The 26,176-nt window shown below is 72.3% G+C and carries 19 protein-coding genes; 13 read left to right on the top strand and 6 right to left on the bottom strand.

All coding sequences use genetic code 11. The features are described 5' to 3' along the window. Positions 1–26 precede the first annotated feature (26 nt). From FH715_RS11250 to FH715_RS11240, 3 genes are all read right to left on the bottom strand, one after another. Positions 27–4,604, bottom strand: coding sequence for a GH92 family glycosyl hydrolase (locus FH715_RS11250; protein WP_139643959.1), 4,578 nt, complete (start codon positions 4,602–4,604; stop codon positions 27–29). 243 nt (positions 4,605–4,847) lie between these two features. Then, entirely contained in the window at positions 4,848–5,114 is a 267-nt protein-coding gene (locus FH715_RS11245) for a hypothetical protein (RefSeq protein ID WP_139643956.1), read from the bottom strand. 448 nt (positions 5,115–5,562) lie between these two features. Continuing rightward, a complete protein-coding gene (locus tag FH715_RS11240; RefSeq protein ID WP_139643953.1) occupies positions 5,563–6,888 on the bottom strand; it encodes a YcaO-like family protein in 1,326 nt (441 codons plus the stop codon). Positions 6,889–7,071: 183 nt separating this feature from the next. On the opposite strand from FH715_RS11240, the gene FH715_RS28180 reads away from it, so the two are divergent. From FH715_RS28180 to FH715_RS11210, 7 genes are all read left to right on the top strand, one after another. Then, positions 7,072–7,224 (top strand): hypothetical protein, encoded by a 153-nt coding sequence (locus FH715_RS28180; RefSeq protein WP_170184698.1) that lies wholly within the window; start codon positions 7,072–7,074, stop codon positions 7,222–7,224. Between the two features lie 104 nt (positions 7,225–7,328). Continuing rightward, positions 7,329–7,970 carry a TOMM precursor leader peptide-binding protein gene (locus tag FH715_RS11235; RefSeq protein ID WP_139643951.1) on the top strand — a complete coding sequence of 214 codons (642 nt, stop codon included), beginning with the start codon at positions 7,329–7,331 and terminating at the stop codon, positions 7,968–7,970. Further along, entirely contained in the window at positions 7,960–9,780 is a 1,821-nt protein-coding gene (locus FH715_RS11230; protein WP_139643949.1) for a nitroreductase family protein, read from the top strand. The genes FH715_RS11235 and FH715_RS11230 overlap by 11 nt, the downstream gene beginning before the upstream one ends. Before the next feature lie 12 nt (positions 9,781–9,792). Then, the gene (locus tag FH715_RS11225) at positions 9,793–10,479 is read left to right on the top strand and encodes a nitroreductase family protein (RefSeq protein WP_139643946.1); all 687 of its coding nucleotides are present in this window, start codon (positions 9,793–9,795) and stop codon (positions 10,477–10,479) included. Continuing rightward, a complete protein-coding gene (locus FH715_RS11220) occupies positions 10,473–12,377 on the top strand; it encodes an ABC transporter ATP-binding protein (RefSeq protein WP_139643943.1) in 1,905 nt (634 codons plus the stop codon). The genes FH715_RS11225 and FH715_RS11220 overlap by 7 nt, the downstream gene beginning before the upstream one ends. After that, complete coding sequence (locus FH715_RS11215) at positions 12,340–13,179, top strand: MbnB/TglH/ChrH family RiPP precursor modification enzyme (protein ID WP_246108688.1); 840 nt, start codon at positions 12,340–12,342, stop codon at positions 13,177–13,179. The genes FH715_RS11220 and FH715_RS11215 overlap by 38 nt, the downstream gene beginning before the upstream one ends. After that, positions 13,176–14,000 carry a hypothetical protein gene (locus tag FH715_RS11210; protein WP_139643938.1) on the top strand — a complete coding sequence of 275 codons (825 nt, stop codon included), beginning with the start codon at positions 13,176–13,178 and terminating at the stop codon, positions 13,998–14,000. Before FH715_RS11215 ends, FH715_RS11210 begins: the two co-directional genes overlap by 4 nt. 81 nt (positions 14,001–14,081) lie before the next feature. Here FH715_RS11210 and FH715_RS11205 read toward each other — a convergent pair whose 3' ends face one another. After that, entirely contained in the window at positions 14,082–15,032 is a 951-nt protein-coding gene (locus FH715_RS11205; protein ID WP_139643936.1) for an NADP-dependent oxidoreductase, read from the bottom strand. A gap of 82 nt (positions 15,033–15,114) precedes the next feature. On the opposite strand from FH715_RS11205, the gene FH715_RS11200 reads away from it, so the two are divergent. Further along, the gene (locus FH715_RS11200; protein WP_139643932.1) at positions 15,115–15,687 is read left to right on the top strand and encodes a TetR/AcrR family transcriptional regulator; all 573 of its coding nucleotides are present in this window, start codon (positions 15,115–15,117) and stop codon (positions 15,685–15,687) included. A 116-nt stretch (positions 15,688–15,803) separates the two neighbouring features. On the opposite strand, the gene FH715_RS11195 is transcribed toward FH715_RS11200, so the two are convergent. Then, positions 15,804–16,790: a TIGR03620 family F420-dependent LLM class oxidoreductase gene (locus FH715_RS11195; protein WP_246108687.1), complete on the bottom strand. Its 987-nt coding sequence runs from the start codon at positions 16,788–16,790 to the stop codon at positions 15,804–15,806. A gap of 108 nt (positions 16,791–16,898) precedes the next feature. Between FH715_RS11195 and FH715_RS11190 the strand changes: the two genes are divergently transcribed. Beyond that, positions 16,899–17,492, top strand: coding sequence for a TetR/AcrR family transcriptional regulator (locus tag FH715_RS11190; protein WP_139643929.1), 594 nt, complete (start codon positions 16,899–16,901; stop codon positions 17,490–17,492). 208 nt (positions 17,493–17,700) lie between these two features. Here FH715_RS11190 and FH715_RS11185 read toward each other — a convergent pair whose 3' ends face one another. Beyond that, a complete protein-coding gene (locus FH715_RS11185) occupies positions 17,701–18,618 on the bottom strand; it encodes an AraC family transcriptional regulator (RefSeq protein ID WP_139643926.1) in 918 nt (305 codons plus the stop codon). Between the two features lie 83 nt (positions 18,619–18,701). On the opposite strand from FH715_RS11185, the gene FH715_RS11180 reads away from it, so the two are divergent. The 4 genes from FH715_RS11180 (at position 18,702) to FH715_RS11165 (ending at position 25,895) form a co-directional block, all read left to right on the top strand. Next, positions 18,702–19,697: a zinc-dependent alcohol dehydrogenase family protein gene (locus FH715_RS11180; protein WP_139643923.1), complete on the top strand. Its 996-nt coding sequence runs from the start codon at positions 18,702–18,704 to the stop codon at positions 19,695–19,697. Between the two features lie 833 nt (positions 19,698–20,530). Continuing rightward, positions 20,531–25,015, top strand: a complete 4,485-nt coding sequence (locus FH715_RS11175; RefSeq protein ID WP_139643921.1) for an RHS repeat-associated core domain-containing protein — start codon at positions 20,531–20,533, stop codon at positions 25,013–25,015. After that, positions 25,012–25,413, top strand: a complete 402-nt coding sequence (locus tag FH715_RS11170) for a hypothetical protein (protein ID WP_139643918.1) — start codon at positions 25,012–25,014, stop codon at positions 25,411–25,413. The genes FH715_RS11175 and FH715_RS11170 overlap by 4 nt, the downstream gene beginning before the upstream one ends. Then, positions 25,410–25,895, top strand: a complete 486-nt coding sequence (locus FH715_RS11165) for a hypothetical protein (RefSeq protein WP_211367551.1) — start codon at positions 25,410–25,412, stop codon at positions 25,893–25,895. The genes FH715_RS11170 and FH715_RS11165 overlap by 4 nt, the downstream gene beginning before the upstream one ends. Positions 25,896–26,176: the final 281 nt, after the last annotated feature.

The following is a 26,176-nucleotide window of genomic DNA, read 5'->3' as shown; positions in this document are numbered from 1 at the left end:
CCAGAGGAGGAGCGCGGTGCCGGCGATCAGTGCCGCGAGGGTGAGGCCGAGCACGGGAAGCACGGCACCGCCGGTGACGGCCAGCGGGCCCTTGCCTCCGCCCCCGTCAGGGGAGCCGCCCCCCCGTCCGGAGAGCCGCCGCCATCGCCACCGGGACCGCCGCCACCGGGACCGCCGTCGCCGCCACCGGGACCACCGGTGCCGGGGGACGGGGTGAGCTGGCCGCCGGCGTGACCGCCGCCGTCCGAACCCGCCCCGCCGTCGGGGTCCGTGGGGTCGCCCGGGCCGTCCGGTTCACCGGGGCCGTCCGGGCCGTCCGAGTCGTCCGGCCGCTCCGGCGGGGTCACCCCCTCCTCGGTGACCCACTTCGACCCGTCCGCGTACCGGGTCACCGTGAAGCTGTCCAGCGTGTCCCCGATCGCTCCCGGAGCCGCCCGGTCGTCGCCCTTGTGGGCGATCACCGAGCGGTACGACAGGGTCTCGCCCTCCACCGTGATCGCCTGGTACGTGGACGTCTGCTGCGCCCGGACGACCTGGGTGGCGCCGTTGCGGGTCCAGACGTTGTCGTCCTCCGGCTGGAGGTCGTAGAACTTCGCACCGGCGTCCGCCACCACGTACACCGGGCCCGTGGTGAGGCCGGGGGTGTCCGTCGCGTCGTCGTCCACATGGCCGCGCGCGTAGGTGTGGTCGTGGCCCGCGAGCACCAGGTCGACGTTGTGCTCCTGGTAGACGGGCAGCCACGCCTCGCGGATGTCCGGCTCGTCGCGGCCCGCGCCGGCCGAGAACACCGGCTGGTGGTGCAGGACCACCGTCCAGGTGCTGGGGTTCTCCTCCAGGACCCGGTCCAGCCAGACGGCCTGCATCCGCACCCAGATGTCGCGGGCCTCGGCGCAGTCGAAGTCCGCGAGGTCGGCCGGGCGGGCGAGTTCGCAGATGTCGTCTCGGTTGGCGTTGAGCACCACGAACCTGACGTCCTGATGGTCCACGTGGTACACGGTGTCCCGCAGCGCCGTCGCGAGATGCTCCCCGTACCGGTCGGCGTCCGCTCCGGCGTCGGACGGCAGCGGTCCGTTGGCCGGGTAGACGAAGCTCGCTCGGTTGGTCTGGAGCAGACCGTTGCCGGAGTTGAACTCGTGGTTGCCGACCGTCACCAGGTTCTGCTGGGTGGCGAGGGCGGCGGGGTTGGCCGCGAACCAGGTGTTCCACTCGCCCTCGTGGGAGTTGTCGATGAGATCCCCGGCGTACAGGGCGGCCCTGGCGTCCGGGTACTCCTCGTTCGCCCGCGCCGCGATGGCGGGCCAGACGTCGTCCAGGCCCTGCTGGTTGTCGCCGTAGTAGAGGAAGGTGAACGGTTCGGCGCCGGCGGCGGCCGTGGTGAAGGCGTGCCAGGGGCTCCACGCCCCCTCGTGGCCGACCCGGTAGGAGTAGCGGGTGTCGGGGGCGAGGTCGGTGAGGGCGGCCGTGTAGCCGGTGAACGAGGCGTCGCCGACATGGGCCTCCGTCAGCACCTCGGCCTCGACGGTGCGCACCTCCTCCGCCTCACCCGCGTCGTCCGCGCGGAGTTGGACCGCGCCCGAGTCCGCCCGGCTGCGCCAGGTGACCCGCTGCTCGGTGGCCGGGTCGGCGGCCGGGGTGAGGACCACGCGTTCGGGGGTCTCGTCCGGGGCCGGGGGCGCCGTGTCGCCGAGCGCCACGTCGAAGACGTGCATGACGCCCCGGTCGGAGCCCTCCGGCAGCAGCACCGCCTCGACGGCCAGGTCCGGGTCCACGGCGGCCGGCGCGGTGGCGAAGACCTTCGCCTCGGTGGTGTCCTGCCCGCCGTCCGCGCCGTTGCGGCCGGGGACGGTGACCACCGGAACGTTGCCGAAGCGGTAGGAGGTGCCCGGCGTCCAGTCGGTGAACTGGACGGGAACCTCCTGCGTGGAGCCGTCCGCGTAGACGACGGTCGCCGTGCCCTCGGCGGGGCCGTTGGTGGCCAGGCCGAGGAAGGACACCGAGGCGCCCCGCCGTCCGCCCAGGTCGACGCGCTGGCCGTGCGGCACCCAGTTGTCGGGCTCGCCCGCCCGGGTGTCCGGCCAGTGGAAGACGGTGCCGGTCTCCGGCACCGTCAGTGCGGCGCCCGGGGTGGCTCCCGCGGCGGCCAGGTGGTCGCGGGAGAGGCTGTTGCCTGAGGCGTCCAACATGCCGGTGGCGCCGCGACCTTCCGCCGTGGTGCCGACGTTGTTGTACGCGTCCTCCTGGGCGTCGTACGAGGGGGGAACGTCGTCGGCCCCCGTGCCCCAACTGCCGGGAGTGGCGCCCATGGTGAAGTCCAGGGTGCCGCCCGTCCTGGAGAACGACTCCGGGAGCCAGGAGGCCGTGGAGTCGGTGCCGTTGACGGCGAGGGACTGGATGTAGCGCTGGTCCGTTCCGGCGCCCGGCGCGTCGATGGCGATGGCGCGGTCGCCACCGGCGCTGTCGATGAGCACGCGCGGGAACATCGGCGAGGAGACGGCCAGGTCGGCGGTGCCGTACACCGAGGGGTGCAGGCCGATCGACGCCCAGACGTACCAGGCGGAGAGGGCGCCGAGGTCGTCGTTGCCGGGCAGGCCGCTCGGCGAGGTGTCGAACATCTCGTCGGCGGCGCGGTACAGCACGTCGGTGGTTCCGGCGGGCTGGCGCAGCCAGTTGTAGATCCACGGCGTGTGGAAGACGGCCTCGTTGCTGAGGTAGGAGTACGGGGTGCCGTACACGCCGGCGTCCAGCTCGGTGAAGAACGTGTCGAGCTGTTCGGTGACGGCCTCGGCGCCGCCCCGGCGTTCGATCAGGGACGCCAGGTTGTGCGGGACGAGCCAGCCGTACTGGTAGCCGGTGGACTGCTCGAACTGGTCGCCGCGCTCGCCGAGGTCGAAGTCCCGGTCGAAGCCGTCGCGCGCGCGGGGCCGGATGTGGTCGCTCTCCGGGTCGAGGACGTTATGCCAGTGCTGCGCCCTGGTCATGAACCGGCGGTGGTTGTCCTCGTCTCCGAGCCTGCCGGCGAGTTGGGCGATCGCGAAGTCGTTGATCGCGTACTCCAGCGTCTTGGAGGTCGCGACATCGCCGTTGCGGCTCTCCACCCAGCCCAGGCCGGCGTACTGGTGCAGATGGGGGCGGTTGCTGGCGTCGGCGGGCAGCGTCTGGGTGGCGACCATGGAGGCGAGCGCCGCCTCGCGGTCGTAGTCGGTGCTGCCGAACGCGTCGATCGAGGCCAGCATGACCTGGAGGCCGTCACCGCTCATCTTCTGCTGCGAGACGCCGTTGTGCGGCCAGTTGGGCCAGCGCCCGGTCTGGGTCGCCAGGTCGGTCAGGGACTGGTTGATGTCCGAGCCGACGTCGGGGAAGAGCAGCGCGATCAACTGGGCGTGGCCGCGGTAGCTGTCCCAGCCGGAGTAGGTGGCGTACTGGTGGCGGCCCTCGGCGACGCGCCGGACGGTGCCGTCGTAGCCGAGGTACTCGCCGTTGACGTCGTCGTAGAGGTTGGGGTGCAGCAGCGCGTGGTACAGCGCCGTGTAGAAGACGGTGCGCTGGGCGTCGTCGCCGCCCGTGACGTCGACGGTGGACAGGGCGTCCCGCCAGGCCGCGGCGGCCTCCGCGCGCAGCTCCTCCGCGGTGCGGTCGCCGGCCTCGGTGGAGGCGTTGAGCGCGGCGTTCTCCACGCTGACGTAGGAGACGCCGACGCGGGCGGTGACCTCGGCGCCGCGCGGGAAGGTGACGAAGGCGCCCGAGCCGTGGGAGAACGTCGACTCGGCCTCGGTGCCGCCCGGCGTGACGTCGGAGCCGCTCCAGGTGCCGTGCGAGGCGAGGGGGGTGTCGAAGGTGGCGGAGAAGTGGACGCGGTAGCTGCCGCCGCCGCAGACGGTGCGCGTCTCGGTCCAGCCGGAGACGGTGTCGCCCTCGACGGTCACGGCGCTGGCGCTGGAGCCGTTGTTGGAGCCGGCCACGTCGAACACGAGGGTGGCGGAGTCCCGGTCGTCGGGGAAGTCGAAGGTGGCGACGCCGGTGCGGGGGGCCGCCGTCAGGCTGACGTCGGTGCCGTTGTCGAGGCCGACCGCGTAATGGCCCGGCTCGGCGTGCTCGTTGTCGTGGGAGAAGTCCAGGTAGTAGTCGCCGATGCCGTCGGCCGGCGAGGTCGGCAGCCCGTGGTCGGCGGTCAGCCGGCCGGTGTACGGCAGGATCGGCACGTCGAAGGCGCCGTTGTTGTGGGCGCAGCCGGTGCCGGAGAGCCGGGTGAGGCCGAAGCCGCGCAGCTGGTCGGCGTCGTACTCGTATCCGCCCCAGTTGTCGCCGCCGCGCGTGTGGTGCGTGGTGGGGGTGAACTGGACCATGCCGAAGGGCAGCGTGGCACCGGGCCAGGTGTTGCCGTAGGCGCTGTTGCCCTTGTTCTGGGTGGTGTCGTGGCGGGTGCCGATGAACTGGTCCACCGCGTCGAACGGGCTGAGCCGCGAGGCGTCGCCGCCCTGGTCGCCGGCGGCGGAGCCCGGTGCCGCCGCCACCGCGCCGAGTCCGGCCACCAGGGCGGCGACGACGGTCGCTGAGACGGATCTCTCTCTGACGCGCTGGTTCCGACGCCGTCGGAAACGAAACATGATGCCTCTTCACTGCTCGGCTGCCTGGGGCGGTGCTTCGGACGCCGGGCCGCGCCACCGGGGGTGGGAGGGCGGCCCTCAACGCCGGGACCGCCCAAAACCGTTTCTTTCCGCCGCGAACGGTGGCTTGCGTGCCCGTGAACGGCGGATGATCGTCTCCTCCTGGCCGCGCCGCGCCCAGGGCGGCGACGCTCCGGGAAGCGCCCCGCCGGCGAGAGCGACTAGGCACGCGCTGCCGCGCCCTCAGGAGCCGCCGACCATCCTGTCGGCGATGTCCTGCAACCGGGGCAGGAGTTCGTGGATCGCCTCGTCGTCGGGCTCCTCGCCGATCCAGCCGGTGACCTGTCGCCGGGTGGCCACGATCGTGGCGCGCCGGATGTCGCCCGACGTCCACACCTCGATGCGGGGCGCCTCCTTGGTGTCGACGTAGAGCACGGGGTCGTCGGCCGGCGAGTCGAGCAGCGTCCGCACGTGGAACGCGGTGATCGCGGGGGCGGGGGCGAAGTCCATGGGGACCTCCGTAGTGTGCGGGGCCGGGGTAGTACTCCTGCTCTCTTCCGAGCCGTCCACACCCCGGGCGCCCGGGAGGACGGCGACCACCGGCTCGCCAGGGCCCCCGCCGCGGCCGTCACCGGTCCGGCACCACCGCTCCCCGCGCCGACCCTGTCCCGCGGTCGCGCGACACCGCTGGCTCGCGGTCAGCACGGGGGCGCCGCACGGCTGTAGCGCGCCTGACCGGCGGTCAGTTCAGGTGCGTGGGTGGGCACACCATCCCGCCGTGCCGACGGTGCGGGAGGAGCGGCACGGAGAACGTGCCCCCGCGGAGCCAGCCGAGCCAGGTGAGCCCAGCCGAGTCAGGTGAGCCAGGGTCATGGGATCGCCCCGGCGGTTGAGGACGGCCCCGGACGGCCGGTCATGCGGAGGCCGGACGGGGCGCCGGGGCAGACGCGGGCGCAGGTCAGGCGAACGGCTGCGGCCACGGGTTGAGTTCCTCCTCGGCGCGCACCGGATGTCCCGCGCGGGCCGGCGCCTCGTACAGCCGCCGGTGGCCCTTGAACTGCGCCAGCGGGTCCACGCTCATCGGCTGGAGGTCCGGGATCACCACGTTGACGGCGGTCAGCCCGCAGTCGGCCAGCTCCCGGGTGGTGCGGTCCACGACGACCGGGCGGGCGCCGATGTCCGCCAGCCGGCCGATGACCTGCCGCAGCGCCCGCGCCGGGTCGGCGGGCAGCGCGGCGGTCGCCGGGCTCGGACGGTCCCCGGCGCCGTCGAGCAGGAAACCGAACGCGGCGGCGCGTTCCGGCGCGGCCATGTACCGGGAGGCAGCGGTGAGCGCCGTCATGTCCTCCACGGCGACCGGCCCCGCCCCCTCCTCCCGCCGCTCGTCCTGGTGCTCGTGCAGGAACTCGATGATGGAGACCGCTTCGAGCACGGCCCCGACCGCCGCGTCCGCGAGGTCGCGGCCGGTGCCCGCCGCGACAGCGGTGCGCACGGCGGGATCGTGCGGGGCCACCAGGACGCAGTACACCGTGGGGACGCCCAGGTCGCCCGTGGCGTCGAAGAGACAGGTCTCCACGAACCGCTGCTCCAGCTCCCGCGCGAGGTGCCGCACGGTGTCCCCGAGGGCGGCGGGGGCCAGCGAGGGCAGGGCCATCCGCTGGAGCCACAGGACCGCGACGGCGTCCCGCTCGATGACCTCAAGCGCGCCGCGCAGCACCGCCTCCACCGGGTCGGTGTGCACGGCGTACCCGGTGGAGATGAGGTAGCAGAAGCGTTCGGCGTCCATCGGGTCGGCGAGGCCGTAGCAGGCCATGGCGGCCGGGACCCACAGCTCCCGCCGGGTGCGCAGGTCCGTGCCGCGCACCCACCGGATCGGCGCCCGCGGATCGAAGGGCACGAGCCGGCACTTGGGATGGGCGTACTCGGCCGCCGACAGGCGCGGGAACCGCTCGGGTTCCAGGCACGTGCCCGCGAGCTCGGCGGCACTCGCCACGACGCGTTCCTCACCGAGGGTGTCGCAGCCCGCGTACCGTTCGGCGGCTTCCGCGACGGCGAGGAAACGGGCCAGGTCGGGGGAGTGCGGCGCCCGCCCGCCGCCCTGTGCCCGGGTACCGATGCCGAGACCGCGCGCCACACCGGGTTCCCCGACCTCGGCGGAGCAGCGGTAGGAGTGCGGCAGCAGGGGAGAGCGCCGGGGTTCGCTGACGCCGGAGACCACGCCGTACGGGGAGACCAGGGCGTCCAGGGCGCGCAGCCCCGCCGGTACCTGTGGGGCGTGCTCCATGGGGCGTACTCCTCGCGCGACGGGACCAGCGGGACCCACCCTGCGCGCGCCCCCGGTCGCGGCCCGGTCCCGCGCCGGTCTTCCCGGGACCGGGGCACGACCGGAGGACCTCCGAGAGTGTGCGGCGTGGCCGCCATGTGGCGGCCACGCCGCACAGCACTGTGCCGTCGGAAGGAGAACACCGTGAGCGACAACGGACTGGATCTGGACCTGGAGCTGGAGGCGGAGGACTACGAGGAGTCCGGGCCCATGACCCCGATGGACCTGGCCTGTCAGGGCTCCAGCTGCGGCGGCGCCTGCATGTTGCCGGCCTGCTTCATGAAGCCCCGCCCCTGACCCCACTGAGGTCTCCAGCTCCAGGAGGCGTGGCCGCGCCGCGGCGGCCCGTCCGGTGGCGCCGCACCGTCCGGGCCGTGCCCGGGGAAGAGGAAAGACGCGACATGGTGGAACCGACACCGCCACCGTCCCCCGTACTGCTCGGGCTCGGGGCGTTCGGCCTGCGGGTGACGCGGCTGCTCGCCGACAGCCTGCCCACCGCCCGGGTGGTGGACGCCGACACGATGGAGCGGGCGCTGCGCGAGCGGCCAGGCCCGCTGGTGGTCGCCTCCTGGCGGCCGGCTCCCGGACTGTGCGAACGGGCCGACGGGCTGGCGTACGCACTCGGCGTGCCCTGGCTGCCCGTCATCGACGAGCACCCGGCCGTGCTGGTCGGCCCGCACGTTACCCCGCCGGGCGGACCGTGCTTCGGCTGCTACCGCGACCGCTGCGCCCAGCACGATCAGCACCATCGGGACACCGAGGCCGTGCACCGCGCCTACGACCGCGACCCGGGACTCGGCCCCACCGGGTATCTGCCCGCCCACGCCCGGGTGGCGGCCGGTATCGCCCTGGGGATGCTGCGCCGCCCCGGCGCGTACCCGGGACGCGTGGTGCGGATCGCGAAACAGGACATGTCCTTGCACGGTCACCCCGTCATCCCCCGCCACGGCTGTCCCCGGTGCGCCCCGGTGGGCGACCGGCCGGAGCCCGCGCTGCCCGCACTGCTGGACGCGGTGTACGAGGAGGCCGGCGATGTCCGCTGATCAGCACCGCGGTGGCCGGGAGCCCGCCGGCCCGGGCACCGTTCCCCCCGGCACGGTCCTCCCGGGCCCGGTGGAGCAGGAGCGCGCGGGGCACGCCCGGGAGGGCCGGCCCGCTCCGGCCGGTACCGAGGGCCCGGCGCTGCGGCGCGGACTGGCCGTGATCGCCCACGACGGGGGAACCATCGTCCAGGGCGGTACCCGCCGGCACGTCTTCCGGGGAAGGACGGCGCGCGAGGTCCTGCCCGTGCTGCTGCCGCTGCTGGACGGCACCCGCACGCGCCCCCGGCTGTGCGCGGCGGTGGGGCTGTCCGCGCCGCAGCTGGACGCGGTGCTGGCCCTGCTGCGCCGGCGGGGGCTGCTCGAAGAGCGCCGCGGGCGGCGCGCGGAGCGCGTGGCGAGCCATGTGGCGGACTTCGTCTCCCGCGGCGTCGAGTGGACCGGCGCGCACCGCGACGCCGACGCCTGCCTCGACGCCCTCGGCCGGACCGCCGCCCTGGTCTACGGCCCGGCCGGCACCGCCGGTGTCATCGCCGCCGACCTCGCCGAGAGCGGAGTGGGACACACCGCGACGCCACCGCCGCCGCCACCGGGACCGGCCCCGGAACTGGCCGCCGCCCCCGCCTCCCGGGGCGCCGCGCGCACGCTCCTCGTCGTGGTGGACGAACCGGGGCAGGACGGCCTGCTGGAACGGGTCGCCGCCCAGGGCGCCGCGTGGGACGTCCCGGTGCTGCGGGTGGCCGTCGACCGCGACCGGGTGGAGCTGGGCCCGGTGTTCCTGTCCGGCTACACCGCCTGCGTCGCCTGTTGCCGGGCCGGCCGGGCCGCCGCCGGCTGGGGCGAGCCGCGGTCCGTGGACCCGGACACCCGCGACCTGCTGGCCGGCCTGGCGTGCTCCGAGGCGCTGGCGCTGCTGGGCGCGTCGAGTACGACGGCCCCGGCCCGCACGCTGCGCGCGGTCTCGGTGCCGGACGGCGGGAGCGAACGGTTCTTCGTGGCCCCCGAACCCGGCTGCCCGGACTGCGGCACCGGTCCCGCCGCCGAGGACGGTGCCGCCGTCGCCGAACTGTACGAGTGGACCGTCGAACGGCCCCCGCCGCCGGCGGTGGCGCCCGGCGACCCGCCCCAGGACGTCGCCACCCGCTGGGCGGACCTGGCCGGGGACCGGCCCGCGCGGTCCTTCGTCACCCGGCCCCGGTGCCCGTTGCCCGCGGCCGGGCTCCCGGTGCCCGGCACCTTCGGCGCGGGGGCCGGCCAGCCGGCCGGCGACCCCTCGGGGATGGCGGAGATCGCCGACGTCCTCGCCCGGGTCGGCGGCTTCCGGGACACCGACGACCCCGCGGCCGGCCGCTGGGCGCCCAGCGGCGGTTCGCTCGCCTCGGTGGAGCTGTACCTGCTCACCCGCGAGGGACAGGTGGACCTGCCAGGCACGGTGTTCCGCTACGACGACACCCACCACGAACTGATCGCCGTACGACCGGAACCCGTCCCCCTCGACCGGGCGTTGCGCTCCACGGACCTTCGCGCTGAGGACGTCGGCCACGTCCTGGTCATGGTGGCGGCGCACCAGCGGCTGGCCGCCAAGTACGGCGGCTTCGCCTACCGCCTGGCCCAACTCGACGCGGGCTGCGCCACCACCCAGCTGTCGGCGGTGCTGCACAGCCGGGGCACGCCCGTGGACTTCGCCTCCGCCTGGGGGCACGACCTCGCCGAAACCCTCGACCTGGTGCCGGGGGACCAGTACGTGACGGCGGTCGCGGCGGTGGGCGACCCGCCGCGCCCCCCGAGCGCCAACGCCCCCAGAGAGAACTGAGAGGAGGCCCCCATGCCGCTCATCCCCGAGGACGAGATGGAACGCCTCATGCCCGCCCTGGTGGGTCCGGCTCGCCGTGCGCTGCCCCCCACCGGCGGACCGCCCCCGGCGCCCGTCGCCGCCGCGACCGCCGCCACGCGCCCGCTGGACGCGGTGCTGCGCGAACGCCGCTCGGTGCGCGCGTTCGCCCCGCGCCCGCTCGCCGCAACCCTGCTCACCGACGTGTTTGCCCGCGCCCTGGCCACGCAGACCCGCCAGTGGCCGGTGGCGCGGCACGGGGACGCCGGCCTGCGGATCGTCCTCGCCGCCCCCGCGGTGGACGGTCTGGCCCCGGACCTGCACCGCTGGGACCCGGAACACGGCTTCCGCCCGCTGCACGCCGGGCCCGACGTCACACGCTCGCTGTGCGAGGCGTACACGGACGCCCCGGCCTTCGCCCTGGTCTGCGGCGCACCGGGCGGGACGGCGGACGCGGCCTACCCTGCGCTGCTCACCCGGGCCGGCGCCCTGGGGCACGCGATCCTCCTGTCGGCCTGCACCCACGGGCTGCTGTGCTCACCCTGGGGAGGGGCGGGTCACCAGGTCACCGGCGCGCTCCGCGCCTCCGGCGGCGCCGGGCGCCACCTGTTCACCGTCGCCCTGGGCACGGCCGGGCCCGGCCAGGCGCCGGGTGCGGCGGAAGGCCGGGCCGCGTGCTGAGCGACCGGCCCGGGACACCGGGGGAGGAACGGGCCACCGGGCGGCTGACCGTGCGGCGCGCGGCCCGACGCATGGCGGGCCGCTTCGCCCCGTACCGGTGGCAGGTCGCGGCCTCCCTGTGCGTCGTGGTGCTGGTCGCGGGGCTGTCCGTGAGCACCAACCTCGTGATCGCGCGGATCATCGACGACGCGCTGCCGTACCGGGACACCGCGCTGCTGGCGCGGCTGTGCTCGCTCATGCTGGCCATCGCCGTCGCGACGAGCGTGCTCAGCGTGGTGGAGACCGCGCTGACCCAGTGGATCGGCCAGCGGGTGACCGCCGACCTGCGGGTCGAGGTGTTCGACCGGGCGCACACCCAGCCCCTGGACTTCTACTCCGAGCACCGCGAGGCCCGCATCCAGGCGCGGTTGGTGAGCGACATCGACGGGGTGAGCCGCTTCCTCACCGGGACGGCTCAGACCATCCTGTCGTCGTTCACCCTGCTCATCGTGTCGCTGATGATCATGCTGACCCTCAGCTGGCCCATCGCGGTGGCCTCGATGGTGCTGGCCGCCGTCCTGGGCTGGGTGAACAGCCGGTTCGCCCGCAAACGGCGGCTGCTGTTCAGCCGCAGGCAGCGCCACCTCACCTCCATCCTCCAGTACGTGGCGGAGGACCTGTCGCTGGGCGGGGTGCTGCTCGGCCGCACGCTGGGCCGCAGGGGAGCCCAGCGCGCGCGTTTCGTGGAGAAGGTCGAGCGCGTACGGGACCTGACCTACCGCCAGCGGATGGCGGGCGCCACGGCGACGGCCCTGATCGGCGCGACCTTCGCGGGTGTCCCGCCGGTCATCTACTGGCTGGCCGGGACCTGGTTCGCTGATCTCTCGGTGGGAACGGTCGTGGCCCTCGTCATCCTCCAGTCGCGCCTGGCCGGGCCGATCCAGAGCCTGCTCCAGTTGAGCGGCAGCCTCCAGGCGTCCATGGCCATGTTCGAGCGGATCATCGAGTTCCTGGACCTGCGGATGGCGGAGCCGGTGGCCCGGCCCCCTGAGCCCCCGGCCGACTCGGCCGGCTCGGCCGGACCTGGCGGCTCCGACGGCCCCGCGCGTCCCGGCACCGCCCTCACGGTGCGCGTGCGCGACGTCTCCTGGCAGTACCCGGGAACGGCGCGCTCCGCCCTGGACGGCGTCACGTTGGACCTGACGGCCGGCGGGGTCCATCTGCTGGTGGGCCGCAGCGGCTCGGGCAAGAGCACCCTCGCGCTGCTGCTGGCCGGGCTGCTGTCACCGCAGCACGGCTCCCTCCTCACCGACGACGCGGAGGGCCCACCCGACCCGGCCGAAGCCCAGGACCGGGACGCCATGGCCGCCGTGCGGCGGTCGGTGGTGCTCGTTCCCCAGCACACGACGCTCTTCGACGGCTCGCTGCGCGACAACCTCGCCTTCGCCCGGAACGGGATCAGCACCGCCGAGATGGACGCCGCGCTCGCCGCCGTCCGGCTCGACGGGCTGGTCGCCTCGCTTCCGGACGGCTACGACACGCCCGTCGGGGGCGACGGCCACCGCCTGTCCGGGGGCGAGCGTCAACGCGTCGGCATCGCCCGCGCCCTGCTGGCGGACTGCCGGATGCTGATCCTGGACGAGGCCACCAGCGCCCTGGACCCGGAGACCGCGCGGGCCGTGGACCGGGCCGTACGCGACCACTGCCGTGACCGGACGCTGGTGATGATCTCCCACCGGGCGCCGCGCGTGGAACCGGCGGACCGCGTCATCGTCATGCGCCGGGGGGCGGTCATCGAGCAAGCGGTCGGGGCGATACCCCGTTCCACCACAGAGAACGACGAGGAGAACCATGCCGGATCGGGCGGCGAGGACCAGCGACGTGCCCAGGCTCGGGACCGGGTTGGGATACCGGAGTGAACTCCACGACTACATCATGGCCGGGAGGGGGACCATCGAATGGCTGGAGGTCGTCACCGACAACTACCTGGCCGGGGACGAGCGGCTGGACGAACTGAGAGCCCTGCGCGAGGACTTCACCGTGATCCCGCACGGCCTGGAGATGTCCGTCGGCTCCGAGGGCCCGCTCGACCTGGAGTACGTCGACGCCGTGGCACGGGTGGCGGACGCCGTCGACGCCCCGTGGTTCAGCGACCACCTGTGCTTCACCCGTGAGGCGGGCATCGACCTGGGCAACCTCGTGCCCACGGTGCAGACCCTCGCCAAGGCCCGTGCCATCGCCGCCCGTGCCCAGCGGGTGCAGGACCGGGTCGGCAGGCCGTTCCTGCTGGAGAACATCGCCACCTACCTCGACATGCCGGGAGAGCTGTCCCAGCCGGAGATGATCCGGGCCGTGCTCGACCACTGCGACTGCGGCCTGCTGCTCGACCTCAACAACGTCGTGGTCAACTGCGTCAACCACGGCCTCGACCCCTACGCCTACCTGGCGCGGCTCCCCCTGGACCGGGTCGTCCAGGTCCATCTGGCCGGCAACACCGAAAACGCCTACGTGGCGGGCCTCCTGATCGACAGCCACGACGCCCCGGTGGGCGAGCGGGTGTTCGCGCTGCTGGAGTGGCTGCTGCGCCGGCGGCCCGACCTGCCGGCGGTGATGATCGAACGGGACAGCGCGTTCGCCCTCTCCGTCCCCGAGATCGACGAGGACCTCAGCCGGACGCGCCACCTCATGGCCCGGTACGCCTCCGCGGGAGAGCCCCGGTGACGCCCGCGCCGGTCTCCTTCCAGGCGCTCCTGGCACGGGCGTTGACGGCCCCCGACCTGCTGCGGGAGATACGCGAGGACCCGGACGCGTTCGCCGACCGCGAGGGCCTGCCCCGGGACGAGGTGCGCCGGCTCGCCGCCATGCGGCCCCAGGGCCTGGACGCCACCTCGTGGATCGCGAGGGAGAAGACCCGCGAGCAGATCAGGGCGCTGTACCCGGCGACGATCACCGTGGCGGGCACTCTCCCCGGGGCCGGGGAACTGCTTGCCTACGGCCCCCCTGGCGGTCGCCTGGACCGCCCCGGGGAGGCGGCGGCGGCCGGCCGGCGGCTGGAGGAACTGGCGGCGCGCGCGGAGATCCCGGGGGAGGGGCGCCGGTCCGTGTTCCTGGACCTGATCCGCTTCGAGACGCTGTGGTACGAGGCCCGGGCCGGTCTCCTGGCCGGGCGCGAGACCGGGACCGCCCCCCGCGGACCGGCGTTGCGCCCCGGCGCGGTCCTGGCCTCCTTCGGCTGCGAGGTCGTGGCGGCGCACCGCGCGACGCTGGCGGCGGGTCGACTGGCGGACACCGCGGAACGCCCCACCACCTACCTGGTGGCGGCGGGCGCCGGCGGGCGGATCTCCACGGTGCGGCTGACCCCGTCCACCCGCGCGGTGCTCGCCGGTTGCGACGGGAGTACCCCGGTGGCCCGGCTGGCGGAAGCGACCGGCCACCGCGCCGACCGGATCGACGCGCTCCTGGCGGGGCTGTGGCACAGGGGCCTCGTCGTTCTCCCCCACGCCCCCTCCCGTCCCGCGCCGCCCGCGCACGGCCACGGCTGACCACCGCCCGGGGGCTCCTCCGGAGACCGCGGACGCGACGTCAGCCTCGTCGCGTCCGCCCCCGTGGTCGCCGCAGGGTGGTCAGGGGACGAGTATGAGCTTGCCGCCGGGGCGGCGGGATCGGCTGAGCCCGGCCGCTTCCTGGACCTGGTCGAAGGGGTAGGTGCGGGCGACCGGTACGGCCAGGACGCCTTCGCCGGCGAGTCTGGCGAACTCGTGCATCTGGTCGTAGCGGATCTCGGCGGTGATCCGGGCGCCCAGTTCGGCCGCGGCGGCGAAGTCCGAGACGGTGAGGACACGGTCGGGGTCCCCGGCCAGCTCGATGAGGGTCGGCAGGGAGCCGCCGTTCGGGCTGGGCTGGTCGGCGCGGTCGATCCGGCCTCCGGTCGGCGAGGCGTCCAGGGCGCGGTCCACGGCGCCCTGCGCCAGTGCGCTGACGCGTGCGGCCATGCCCTCGCCGTAGGGGGTCACCCGGGCGCCGGTCCGTTCCAGGGCGGCGGCCCGGGTCGGTCCGGCGGTGGCGATCACCCGGATCCCCCGGTGCCGCGCCAGGCGCACCGCCGTCTCGCCCACGGTGGTGCCCGCGCCGTGGACGAGCAGCAGCTCACCCGGCTGGACGCCGAGGTCGTCGAGCGCGCGCCAGGCCGTCTCGGCCGCCGTCGGGAGCGCGGCGGCCTGCTCGGGGGTGACGCCCTCGGGGATGGGCGCCCAGGCCGGCATCAGCGCGTACTCGGCGGCGCCGGCCGTCGGGCCGTCGAAGGTGACCGGGCCGAACACGCGGTCGCCGATCCGGACGCCGGTGACGTTCCCGCCGAGCGCGTCGACGGTGCCCGCGACCTCAAGGCCGAACCCGCGCGGCGGGGGCGGCAGATGGTCGGCGAGGAGGCCGTCGACGAGGTGCCAGTCGGCCGGTGTCAGGCCGCACGCCCGCACGGCGACCCGGATCTGGCCGGGTCCGGGCTCCGGCTGGGGGACGTCGCGGAGCCGGATCACGTCCGGGGGGCCGAACCGGTCGAACTGCAGAGCTTTCATAGGGCACTCCGAGTGATGACAGCATCTGTTGTCATCGACCGTACCAGCTGACGACAGTTCCTGTTGTCGTACTCTGGCGGGTATGCCGCGATGGGAATCCGACGCACAGGGCCGGCTCGAACGCGCGGCGCTCGATCTGTTCGAGGCGCAGGGGTTCGAGCGCACCTCGGTCGCGCAGATCGCGGGCGCCGCCGGCCTGAAGGAGCGCTCGTTCTATCGCTACTTCCCCGACAAGCGGGAAGTGCTGTTCGCCGGCGACGCGCTTGAGGCCCACCTCGTCGCCCAGGTCGAGGCGGCCGACCCGGACCTCGCCCCGATCGAGGCGCTGCTGACCGCGCTGGGAAACGCGGAGGAGCTGTTCCGCCCGCGCGAGTACCTGCTGCGCCGGGGAAGAGTGATCGCCGCCAACCCGGCGCTGGCCGAGCGCGACCTGATCAAGCTCGCCGCCGTCGCCGACGCGCTGGCACCGGCGCTCGAACGCCGCGGCGTCGAACCCGGCAAGGCGCGTTTCGTCGTCGACGTGGTGCTGGCGATCCACCGGCGCGCCCTGCCCCGCTGGCTGGCCGAGCCGGACACCACCCTCGCCCAACTCCTGGCCGAGGCCGCCGCCGAACTGCGCGGAGCGGTCGCGCCGCCGGCCGCGACGCCCGACTGAGCCGGCCGCGCACCGCGCTGCGAGATGTCGCCGACCCCTGCCCGGAGCCCGGCCCCGCCCGTGGCCACCGCGCACGGGCGGAGCCGTTCCCCACCGGGTTGTCCGCCCGCACGGGATCACCGCGGCCCCGCGACGTGGACTGACCGACCGCCGGAGACCACGTGCGGGGGCGGGGCGTCACCCGTGCCGTGGCGGGGCAGGAGGACGGCGGCGAGTTCGCGCCACTCGTACTCGGGCAGAGAGCGGGGGTCGGCGGTGAGCACTTGCAGACAGACGTGGTCAGCTCCCGCGTCGAGGTGCTCCTGAACGCGTCGGCGAATCGCTTCCGCCTCCCCGTAGGCGACGATCGCATCCACCAGTCGACGGCTCGGCCCGCCGACGATGTCCTCGTCGCCGAAGCCGAGTCGTCGAACGTTCGCCTCCTGATGCGGTGCCGAGAGGTAGCCGGCGACGTGTTCCCTGGCCACCTGGCGGGCGCGGCTCAGGTCGGTGTCGAGCACCACTGCCTGCTCCACCGCGAGAAAGGCACTCGGCCCCATGATCTGGCGCGCCAGTCGGGTGTGGTCGGTGGGTACGAAGTAGGGGTGCGCGCCCCAGGTGTGTTCGGCGGCCAGCCGAAGCATCTTCGGGCCGAGGGCGGCCAGTACGCGGCGCGGGGCCGGGTCCGCCAGGGGGCCGTGGGCGGGTACCGCGTCCATGGCCCGCAGGTAGGCGCGCATGGTGGTCACCGCTCTGCCGCGGGCCGGCACGGGGTAGCCGTCCAGTTCGTGGACGGTGTCGTCGACGCGGTGCCCGCCCAGGCCGAGTACGTAGCGTCCGGGGAAGGCCTCGCCCAGCGCACGCGCCGCGGTAGCGGTGGCGATCGGGTCCCGGAACGCGATGTTGGCGATGCCGGAGGCGACGGCGATGCGCTGTGTCGCCGCCAGCAACAGCCACGCCTGGCCTACCGTGTCGCGGCCGAACGCCTCCCCGTACCAGATGGCCCCGTAACCCAACTCCTCGATTTCCGCGGCCGATTCCCGTACCCGCCCAGCGGGCTGCCCCTCGTAGGCGAAGGTCCAGATCCCGACTCGTCCCAGCTCGGCCTGCCCGCAGTCCGTCATCCGCGCTCCTCAGGTCACGCATTCCGGAGAGGTTCTCCGGTTGATGGACGGTACTATACGGAGAGGCGCTCCGCTTAACTGCCCCGAACGCGACCGGAAGACGGGCCGATGACGACCACACACGAGAACGCCCCCGCGCGAGAGCCGCGGCGTACCGATGCGCGACTCAACCGTGAACGTCTCGTCGCCGCGGCGCGGGACGTCTTCGCCGAAGCCGGACCGGAGGCGTCCCTCAACGAGGTCGCCCGCCGCGCCGGCGTCGGCCCGGGGACCTTGTACCGCCACTTCCCGAACCGCTCCGCTCTGCTGACCGCGGTCCTCGGGGACCGGATCGAGACGCTGTGCGAGCTGGCCGAGACGCTGTCCTCCTCGGAATCCGCCGACGACGCGCTGACGCGATGGCTGCGCGCGTTCCTCGTTCACGCCAGGCTCAGCCACGGGCTGGTGGGCGCGTTGATGGTCGCGGAGCCGGTCGCGCCGGAGCTCTCCTGCCATCGGCTGATCCTGGACGCGGCAGCCGAGCTTCTCGCCCGGGCTCAGCGGCGGGGAACGGCACGCGCCGGCCTGACCGCCGACGACCTGGTCCAACTCGTCGTCGGCATCGCGCTGTCCACAGCCCGCAGCCACGATGCGGAACAGCCCGACCGGCTGCTCGCTCTGGTGCTTGACGCCACGTACGGGACACCGCTTCGGAACGAGTGACGGCGGCGACGCTCTCCGCGCGCCAGCGTGTACCTGCCCGCGCGAGGCGCGGCGAGGTTGCGCGGGCTTGGCGCGCGGAGCCGGGGGAGGGACGGCCGCGAGGGGTGGCGACAGGGTGGGGGCCCGCGGCCCGGCCCCGACAACGGAGCGGTCAACGTCCCCGACTCACACGTCAGTTCATGCCGTCCACCGGGCGACCGATCCTGGATCAAGCGGCCCGCGAGCGCCGCTGGTTCCTGCGCCAGGCGCCGGGGGAGATGCCCTCACGGCGGGTGAAGACACGGCTGAGGGCGGTGCCGGTCTCGTAGCCGACCCGCACGGCGATCTCCTGCACGCTCAACGGCGTGTCGCGGAGCATGATCTTGGCCCGGTAGAGGCGCCACGAGGTGAGGTAGCTCAGCGGCGTCTCTCCCGCCTTGGCGTGGAACGCGGCGGCGAAGGCGGAGCGGGACATGCCGGCGACACGGGCGAGTTCGGCGACGGTCCACGCACGCGTGAGGTCACCGTGCACGGCGTTCATGGCGGCGGAGAGCTGAGGGTCGCGGAGCGCGGCGAGCCAGCTGACGCCGCCGCTGCCGATGGACGCGCAGCTGGCCCGCATCGCCTGCACGAAAAGCACATCGGCGAGTCGGCTGGCGATCAGCGCGGAGCCGCCGCCGCCCTCGGACGCCTCGGCGTCGAGCAGTTCGAAGGTGGCACGAAGCGACCGGCCGGCGGCGTTGCCGAGATCGATGCGCAGCAACGGCGGCAAAGTGTCGAGGAGTTGTCCCGCGGCGGCGATGTCGAAGGAGAACCGGCCGGAGAGGATCACCGTCCGCTCGCCGTCGCCGCCGTGCTCGGCGACGTGGCTCCCGGACAGCGACTCGCAGTCCACGAGGGCGCGGCCGGGCGCGTCCTGGAGTGTGAACTCGACGTCGCTCTGCACCAGGAAGCAGTCGCCGGCGACGAGCGGTCGCGGTTTTTCGAGCGACTCCGTGTCGAGCCAGCAGGAGCCCTCCGCGACCAGCAGCAGCCGGGCGGAGTCGCGCGACCGCACGGAGATGCCCCACGGTGCGCCGACGCTGAGCCGGGCGTACTGGGAGGGCCTGATGTTCATCGTGCTGAGCACGGTGTCGACGAGATCCATGACTCCTGGCCCTGGACGATCGGTTGCGGAATTTGGACTCCAGGGTGCTGATCGTCCAGCCCGGGCATCCTAGCGTCAAGATCATGCAGTCATACCGATTGAACGCCGACCTCGCCCTCGAACTGGTCAAGGAACCCACGCCCACTCCCGGACGTGGCCAAGTCCTGGTCCGCGTCAAGGCCACCTCCCTGAACAGCCGTGACACGGTGATCGCCAGCGGCCGGTATCCGCTCCCGCCGCTGCCGAACCTGATCCAGCTCTCCGACGCCGCCGGCGTGATCGAGGCTGTCGGGCCGGACACCACGCGGTTCCGGGTCGGCGACCGGGTGGTCAACTCGTTCCACCCGACATGGTTCGGCGGCCCGATGCGAAAGGTGGGCCGGATGTACGGCACCGACATCGACGGTTGGCTCAGCGACTACGCCGTCGTCGACGAGAACGCCCTGGTCTCGATGCCCGAGCACCTCAGCTTCGAGGAGGCCGCGACGCTGCCGTGCGCGGCCTTGACCGGTTGGTCCGCCGTGGCCGGCGTCGGGCCTGGCGACACCGTGCTGGTGCAGGGCAGCGGCGGTGTGTCGCTGTTCGCGCTGCGGTTCGCCCGCACCGCCGGCGCTCGCGTCCTCGCCACCACCTCCAGTGAGGCCAAGGCCGAGCGCCTGCGCGCACTCGGCGCCTCCGACGTCGTCAACTACGCGGAGACCCCTGGCTGGGGCTCCCTCGTCCGCGAGCTCACCGACGACCGCGGCGTCGACACGGTCGTCGAAGTCGGCGGCGCCGCCACCATCTCCCAGTCCGTCGAGGCCCTCGCCCCGCACGGCACCATCTCCCTGGTCGGCCACCTCGGCGGCGCCGGGCAGGGCATGGACCTGATGCCCCTCTCCCTCCGCTTCGCCACACTCCGCGCGATCGGCGTCGGAAGCCGCGGCGACCTGGAGGAGATGAACCGCGTCCTGGCCCAACACCGCATCCGCCCCGTGATGGACCGAGTCTTCCCCTTCTCCGAGGCCCCACAGGCGTTCGAGCACTTCGCGCACGGCTCACGTTTCGGCAAGGTCGTGATCAGCCACGAGCCCGAATGAGTTCGATGTCTTCAGTGGGCACAGGCGATGAGTGAGTGTTTGCCCGGGGCGTCGCTGGTCCAGTCGCGCCAGAGCGCGGCGGCCCGCGGCGAGTAACCGCTAACCGCTGCCCGGTGCCCGGCGTGGGCGGGGTGGCGGTCGCGGTCCAGCAGCGCCGGTCATCACTTCCCGCTCGCCGAGCTCGGGGTTGGCCGGGCACCGGCTGACCGGCACGGGCCCTCGGCGGTGGTCACCGGGCAGAGCCGGAAGACCCAGAAGAACGGGGAGCGGGAGCGGCGGTAGTCGCAGCCGGCGTATCCGGTCAGTCGCAAGCGTTCGGCGGTCTCCGGAGAGGCGGCGCGGGGCGGCGGGGGCGAACCACTGGCCGGAGGGAACCCGCAGGTCAGGCCTGGGAAGATGTGGTGTCCGAGGGGGGACTTGCAATGCCGCCCTGGACGACGCGTTATCAGGCCTCTGACCTGCGGTTTTCTCTGGGTTCGAGAGCTGATGCGAGGCTCGCGCTTCGTGCCCGGTACCTGGGGTTTTCCGCCTGCTCCTGACGGCTGTTGTCCCCGCGTTGGCCACGCAAGGGGACCAACGGGTCGCCCTCCATGCCCGGTGGCAGAGGCGGCTGAGTCACGGGGGAGTGGGAGGGCAGCAGGCTCATGACGCTTTCGCGATTCTCTCGCTCACCTCGAATCGGTGACGTCGAACAATGCGAGTACGGTCCACCAGACGAGCCATACGACTGAACGTAGCCGGCGTTGACGCTGTGTCCTCGCGCTTTCTACGATGACCTGAGACCTTCGGCCTGGGGGGGCATGGTGCGTGCGTCTGACTGGTCGCCTGTGGACATGGATCGGGATCCGACGCCGGGTGATCCGGACGAGGTCCGCGAGTTGGCGGATGAGTTGCGGGAGTTCGCCGATGATGTCGACGAGGCGTTGGGGAAGATCCGGGGGCTGGCCTCGGAGCGTGCGGTGTTGGACTGGGCGGGGTTGTCGGCGGACGTGTTCCGTGCCGAGTTCGACGGTGTGCCGGGCAATCTGACCAAGTTGGAGGAGTCCTACTCCCTCTGTTCGCAGGCGCTCGGGACCTACTGGCCGAAGCTCCAGACCGCGCAGGGTATGGCGGACCGCGCGTTGGACCGGGCGATCTCGGCGCAGGCCGATCTCGCCTCCGCGCAGTCGGCGTTAGGTGACGCCGAGGACTGGATGGGTCGCGCCGGGGAGGAGGCCGAACGGTTGCGGCGCGAGGGGGAGCGGGAGGACGTCGAGCCGCCCGACGAGGATGACGTCCGTGCCGCGACCCGGGATGCCCAGGCTGCCGAGGCGGCGGCCGGGGCGGCGCGGTCCCGGGTGAACGACGCCGAGGAGCGGCTGTCCGCTGCCCGCCAACTCGCCCAGGAAGCCCAGGAGATGCGCGAGGACGCGGCACGGGAGTGCTCCCGCGATATCGACGAGGCGTCCGACGCCGGTATCCAGAACCGGCGGTGGTGGGAGAAGGCCATCGACTGGGTGACTGACAACTGGGACACCTTCGTCGAGGCTTGCAAGGTCATCGTCGCGGTACTCGGTGTCGTCGTGATGATCATCGGCGGTCCGCTGGCCTGGGTGGTCCTTGCTGCGGCCCTCGTTGTCCTCGCCGACACGCTGATCAAGTTCGCGAGAGGTGAAGCCGGACTGCTCGATGTCGCGTTCGCCGCGTTTGACTGCATTCCGGGGATGAAGGGCCTTACCACCCTCGGTGGACTGGCCGCTGGCCTGCGCGGTTTGGCCCGTACGGGGCTGCGCGGTATGGCGAGGGGTGCGGTGGGTGCGGGGCGACGGTTGCGGGGCAGTGCGGTGGAGTGGGGACGCAGGGTCTTCTCGCGTGACCCGGTGGATTTCGCGACCGGTGAAGTGGCGTGGCCGGCCACCGATGTCGACCTGCCCGGTGTCCTGTCGCTCGTGTTGCGGCGACATCACCTGTCGACCTACCGGGAGGGCCGGTGGTTCGGACCGAGCTGGGCCTCGACGCTCGATCAGCGTCTTGTCTTGGAGGAGCACGGGGTCGCGCTTCTCACTGAGGACGGCATGCGGCTGGAGTATCCCATTCCCCTGCCTGAGCCTGAGCAAGAGGTGATGCCGGTTGAGGGGCCTCGATGGGGTCTGTCATGGGACGGGGAGAGGGGTACTCCCATCGCCGTGCACCGACAGGAGACGGGACGGACACTCCATTTCGCCCCCGTCCCGGGGCACCGCGGAAGCGAGCTTCCTCTTGTCGCGATAAGCGACAGCAACACCAACCGCATCGACATCCGCTACAGCGAGCACGGGCAGCCCACGGAGATCGTGCACTCGGGCGGCTACCGGGTCGGCGTCGGGATCGTCGATGGACGGGTCACCGCACTGCGGCTGTTGAGCGATGATGTGGAACCTGTGCTACTGGCGTATGAGTACGACACGGCAGGCAATCTGGCCAAGGTCTACAACTCCTCGGGTCTGCCCATGCTGTTCTCCTATGACGAGGAACACCGCCTGACCCGGTGGGAGGACCGGAACGGCACCTGGTACCGCTACGAGTACGACGAGGCCGGCCGATGCGTGTTCGGCACCGGCACCGACCGTGCGCTCGAATGCAGCTACGCCTACGACACTGAGAACCACCGCACGACGGCGACTGATTCCCTGGGCCACGTGACGGTCTACCAGTTCAACGACTGCTTCCAACTCGTCGCCGAGACCGACCCCGCCGGAAACACCACTCGCCGAGCGTTCGACCGGTACGACAGGGTCACCGTGCTGACCGACCCGTTGGGGCGCACCACGCGGTGCGACCACGACGAATCGGGGCAGGTGACCGTCGTTGTCCGACCGGACAGCACCCGCACGCGGGCGCAGTACAACGATCTCGGCCTTCTGTCCGAGATCATCAACCCCGACGGCACGACCTGGCGATATGCCTACGACAGCCGGGGCAACCGCACCACCGTGACCGACCCGGCAGGCAACCGCACCAGGTACACCCACTTCCCCACCGGGGCCGTTTCCTCCATCACTGATGCTTTGGGAAACGTCACGCACTTCGGGTGTGACGCGGCCGGTCTACCGGTCACAGTGAGCGATGCGGGAGGTGGGACGAGTCGGTATGGACGAGACGCTTTCGGCCGTCCGGTCGAGATCGTCGACCCCCTCGGGGCTGTCACCACCTTCGCCTGGTCCGTGGAGGGGGACCCGCTGCGCCGCACTGCCCCCGACGGTGGGCGACGCGAGTGGCGTTGGGACGGCGAGAGCAACCTCCTGGCGTTCACCGACGAGAACGGCGGCGTGACGCGGTTCACCTATGGTCCGTTCGATCTGGCCGCCTCGCAGACGACCCCGGACGGGGCGACGCTGCGCTACGTCCGGGACACCGAACTCAACATCGTTCAGATGGTCTCGCCGACAGGGCTGACCTGGGACTACACCTATGACCAGGTCGGTCGCATGACGACGGAGTCGGATTTCGACGACCGGACCACCCACTTCGAACTCGACGGCGCGGGCCAACTCCTTTCCCGAACGAACGCGGCTGGCGAGCGGCTAAGCCTGAGCCACGACGCGATGGGCCGGGTGGTCCGCCGCGTCCTGTCGACAGGTGAGACCACCAGCTTCGCGTACGACTGGGCGGGTCAACTCGTGCACGCGCACGGTCCGGACGCGGAAATGACCCGCAGCCATGACTTGTCGGGCCGCCTGCTGTGGGAGACCGTCAACGGACGTACGCTCACGCTGGACTATGACGGGCTTGGCAGACTCCTCACTCGGCGTACTCCCGGCGGCCACGCCAGCAGTTGGAGCTACGCAGAAGGCGGGGGCGTCTCGGCCCTGACATCGGGCGCTCACCATCTCGCCTTCGAACGTGACGCACTGGGCAGGGAGTCCCTCCGTGCCGTTGACGACACCTTCGTCCTCCGACACTGTTGGAACGAGGCGGGACTTCCAGCTGAGCAAGTCCTCACCGTGCCGGACGGGCCGGCCGGAGGTCGTAGAGAGCTCCACCGTCGCTCCTACGCCTATCGGCCCGACGGCTACCTCACGGCCGTGTCCGAGGGCTCGGATACCACCCACTATACCGTCGGCCCTGCCGGGCACGTCTTGGCAGTGGCAGGCCCGGGGGGCGAGGAGACATATGTCTACGACCTCGCCGGGAACCAGACCAACGCCCACCGGACCTCGTTCGGCCACATGGGGGAGGAGACGGGGCAGCGTGACTACGCCGGTAGCCTCCTGACCCAGGCAGGTGCTGTCCGATACACCTACGACGCGGCCGGACGCGTCATACGCCGACAGCGCAAACGCCTGTCCAGGAAGCCCGACATCTGGCACTACACCTGGAACGCCGAGAACCAGCTCACCGGCGTGGTGACCCCCGATGGCACGCGGTGGCGATATTCCTACGACCCCCTCGGCCGCCGCATCGCCAAGACGCGGCTCGCTGCCGACGGCGCCACAGTCGTGGAACGCGTGCTCTTCACCTGGCACGGCAACGCCCTCGTCGAACAGATGGCGGTGGCCGACGACGAGGCCGCCCGCATCACGACCTGGGACCACCACGGTCTCCACCCTCTGACGCAGACGGAACGCGTCCACGGGGCTCGGGAAGCGGAGCAGGGAGAGATCGACGAGCGCTTTTTCGCCATAGTCACCGACCTGGTCGGGACTCCGACTCATCTGATCGATGAGGGCGGGGGCATCGCCTGGCAGCGCCGTGCGACCCTGTGGGGCCGCACGGTCACGGAAGGCGCCGATGGCGCCCACACCGCTCTGCGCTTCCCCGGCCAGTACGCCGACGAGGAAACCGGTTGGCATTTCAACCACCACCGCCACTACGACCCCGAGACCGGTCGCTTCAGCACCCCCGACCCGTACGGTCTCCTGCCGGCCCCGAACCCGTACACGTACCCACACAACCCACATACCTGGATCGACCCGCTGGGCTTGGCCTACACGAATGCGCACCTGGCCGACCTCCCGATCCACTCCAACCCGGAGCGGTTCTATGTCCGCGCGGGCGAACTGGTCGATAACCGCGTCCCCAGCCATGGGCTCAACGACGCACAGATGCTGGGGGGCGAGATCGCCGGCCACGGTGGCGTCAGGAACCTCTCCAACGACGAACTGATCCGGATCGGCGGTCCTCAGGGGAACGATCCGATCAGCGGATACAGGGACTGGGGCCCCGGCGACAGCATCAATTACCCTGGCTCTCAAGTGCATATCACCGGTGGCCACCACCGAACAGCCGAGATCGCCGAACGGGTCGGTCGCGGCGAAATGACCCCCGACGTCCTGATCGAATTCCTGATACGCGAATGACTGACTGCCTAAGCGTCCAGCTCTTCTCGGAGCACACCGTCACCGCCTACGTCTTCACCGTAGAAGAAAGGACCTGGGTGGGGCTGGCCGACCAGCCGGCCGCCCGGCCGAAAGCTTGGAGCCGAATCTGGAGCAGCCACCGCCCCCTGGCCCAGGTCGAGATCGGCCACTTTCTGCGTCAACTGACCGAAGCGTTGGAGCTTCTGGAGCGAGAGGACGCAGAGGGCGTCACACGCACGACCGTCGTGGGGCACTACTTCTTCGCCGGTTGGGAGTACTGGGGGCCGGGAAACCCCGCACCCTTGCTGCCCAGCACAGCGGCCGACTACGTCGGAGAAGCCCAGGCCGTGCCTTTCGGCGAGATGACGCGGTCGCAGCCACCCGGAGAAGACGCATGAAGATCTACCCGTATGTCGGGCCTCCCGAGCATCTGGCCCGGGCATCCGAGGAAACCGTCGGATCGCCCATCACCTCAGGTGACCAACTCGCGGCCTGGCTCTCCCAGCAGCCGCCCGATGACGTGAGCGAGCCCTTCACCTTTACCGTCGACGCCGACCTGTTGCTCCGATTGGCGCCGCGCAGAAGCGAACACGTCGTCTGCTCGGGCGGAGTCCTCGTCGCCGCGGCCGGGGAGATCAGCTTCACCCACAGGGGGAAGGGTTGGGAAGCCGACGAGATCACCAATCAGTCGACGGGGTACTGCCCGGCCCCTGATTCCTGGGCGGCCATCGACACGACACTGACGACTGCCGGAGTCGGGCATCCCGCAGGATTCACCCACGTGTTCGTCTTCCGGCAGTGCCCGCACTGCGGGCGCCGGAACATCGTGCGCGACGACTACTTCTGCTGCGCGCTCTGCGACGGGTCGCTTCCGCTGTAGCGACTGCGGGGCGCTGAGGCCCTCTCAGCGAGATGACTTACGCGAAGTCGCGTGAAGCGCTCATATCCGGGCAGGTCCGGCGTGCCGGCAGCGCCACCGGCACTTGCTGTCTGCTGTTACCCACGCCCCCGCTGACACCTTGGCCCAGGGGCTCTAAGGGCTTGCCGGGAATCAACACGTCGGTTTGATCTTGGTGTTGTGAGGATCGAGGAACCTGGCGATGTCGTCCGGTGTGCGGAAACGGGCCGTTGAGGCGGGGAGGTGAACACCATGGGCTTCCA

Source organism: Streptomyces sedi (assembly GCF_006335015.1).
In the GTDB taxonomy this organism is placed as follows: domain Bacteria; phylum Actinomycetota; class Actinomycetes; order Streptomycetales; family Streptomycetaceae; genus Streptomyces; species Streptomyces sedi.
The sequence above is the reverse complement of the archived record's forward strand: the minus strand, read 5'-3'. Positions and strand labels throughout refer to the sequence as shown.

Excerpts from the sequence above, each read along its gene's own strand:
- FH715_RS11250 (WP_139643959.1), bottom strand. The coding sequence starts at position 4,604 with ATGTTTCGTTTCCGACGGCGTCGGAACCAGCGCGTCAGAGAGAGATCC.
- FH715_RS11245 (WP_139643956.1), bottom strand. The coding sequence starts at position 5,114 with ATGGACTTCGCCCCCGCCCCCGCGATCACCGCGTTCCACGTGCGGACG.
- FH715_RS11240 (WP_139643953.1), bottom strand. The coding sequence starts at position 6,888 with ATGGAGCACGCCCCACAGGTACCGGCGGGGCTGCGCGCCCTGGACGCC.
- FH715_RS11235 (WP_139643951.1), top strand. The coding sequence starts at position 7,329 with ATGGTGGAACCGACACCGCCACCGTCCCCCGTACTGCTCGGGCTCGGG.
- FH715_RS11230 (WP_139643949.1), top strand. The coding sequence starts at position 7,960 with ATGTCCGCTGATCAGCACCGCGGTGGCCGGGAGCCCGCCGGCCCGGGC.
- FH715_RS11225 (WP_139643946.1), top strand. The coding sequence starts at position 9,793 with ATGCCGCTCATCCCCGAGGACGAGATGGAACGCCTCATGCCCGCCCTG.
- FH715_RS11205 (WP_139643936.1), bottom strand. The coding sequence starts at position 15,032 with ATGAAAGCTCTGCAGTTCGACCGGTTCGGCCCCCCGGACGTGATCCGG.
- FH715_RS11200 (WP_139643932.1), top strand. The coding sequence starts at position 15,115 with ATGCCGCGATGGGAATCCGACGCACAGGGCCGGCTCGAACGCGCGGCG.
- FH715_RS11195 (WP_246108687.1), bottom strand. The coding sequence starts at position 16,790 with ATGACGGACTGCGGGCAGGCCGAGCTGGGACGAGTCGGGATCTGGACC.
- FH715_RS11190 (WP_139643929.1), top strand. The coding sequence starts at position 16,899 with ATGACGACCACACACGAGAACGCCCCCGCGCGAGAGCCGCGGCGTACC.
- FH715_RS11185 (WP_139643926.1), bottom strand. The coding sequence starts at position 18,618 with ATGGATCTCGTCGACACCGTGCTCAGCACGATGAACATCAGGCCCTCC.
- FH715_RS11180 (WP_139643923.1), top strand. The coding sequence starts at position 18,702 with ATGCAGTCATACCGATTGAACGCCGACCTCGCCCTCGAACTGGTCAAG.
- FH715_RS11175 (WP_139643921.1), top strand. The coding sequence starts at position 20,531 with ATGGATCGGGATCCGACGCCGGGTGATCCGGACGAGGTCCGCGAGTTG.
- FH715_RS11170 (WP_139643918.1), top strand. The coding sequence starts at position 25,012 with ATGACTGACTGCCTAAGCGTCCAGCTCTTCTCGGAGCACACCGTCACC.
- FH715_RS11165 (WP_211367551.1), top strand. The coding sequence starts at position 25,410 with ATGAAGATCTACCCGTATGTCGGGCCTCCCGAGCATCTGGCCCGGGCA.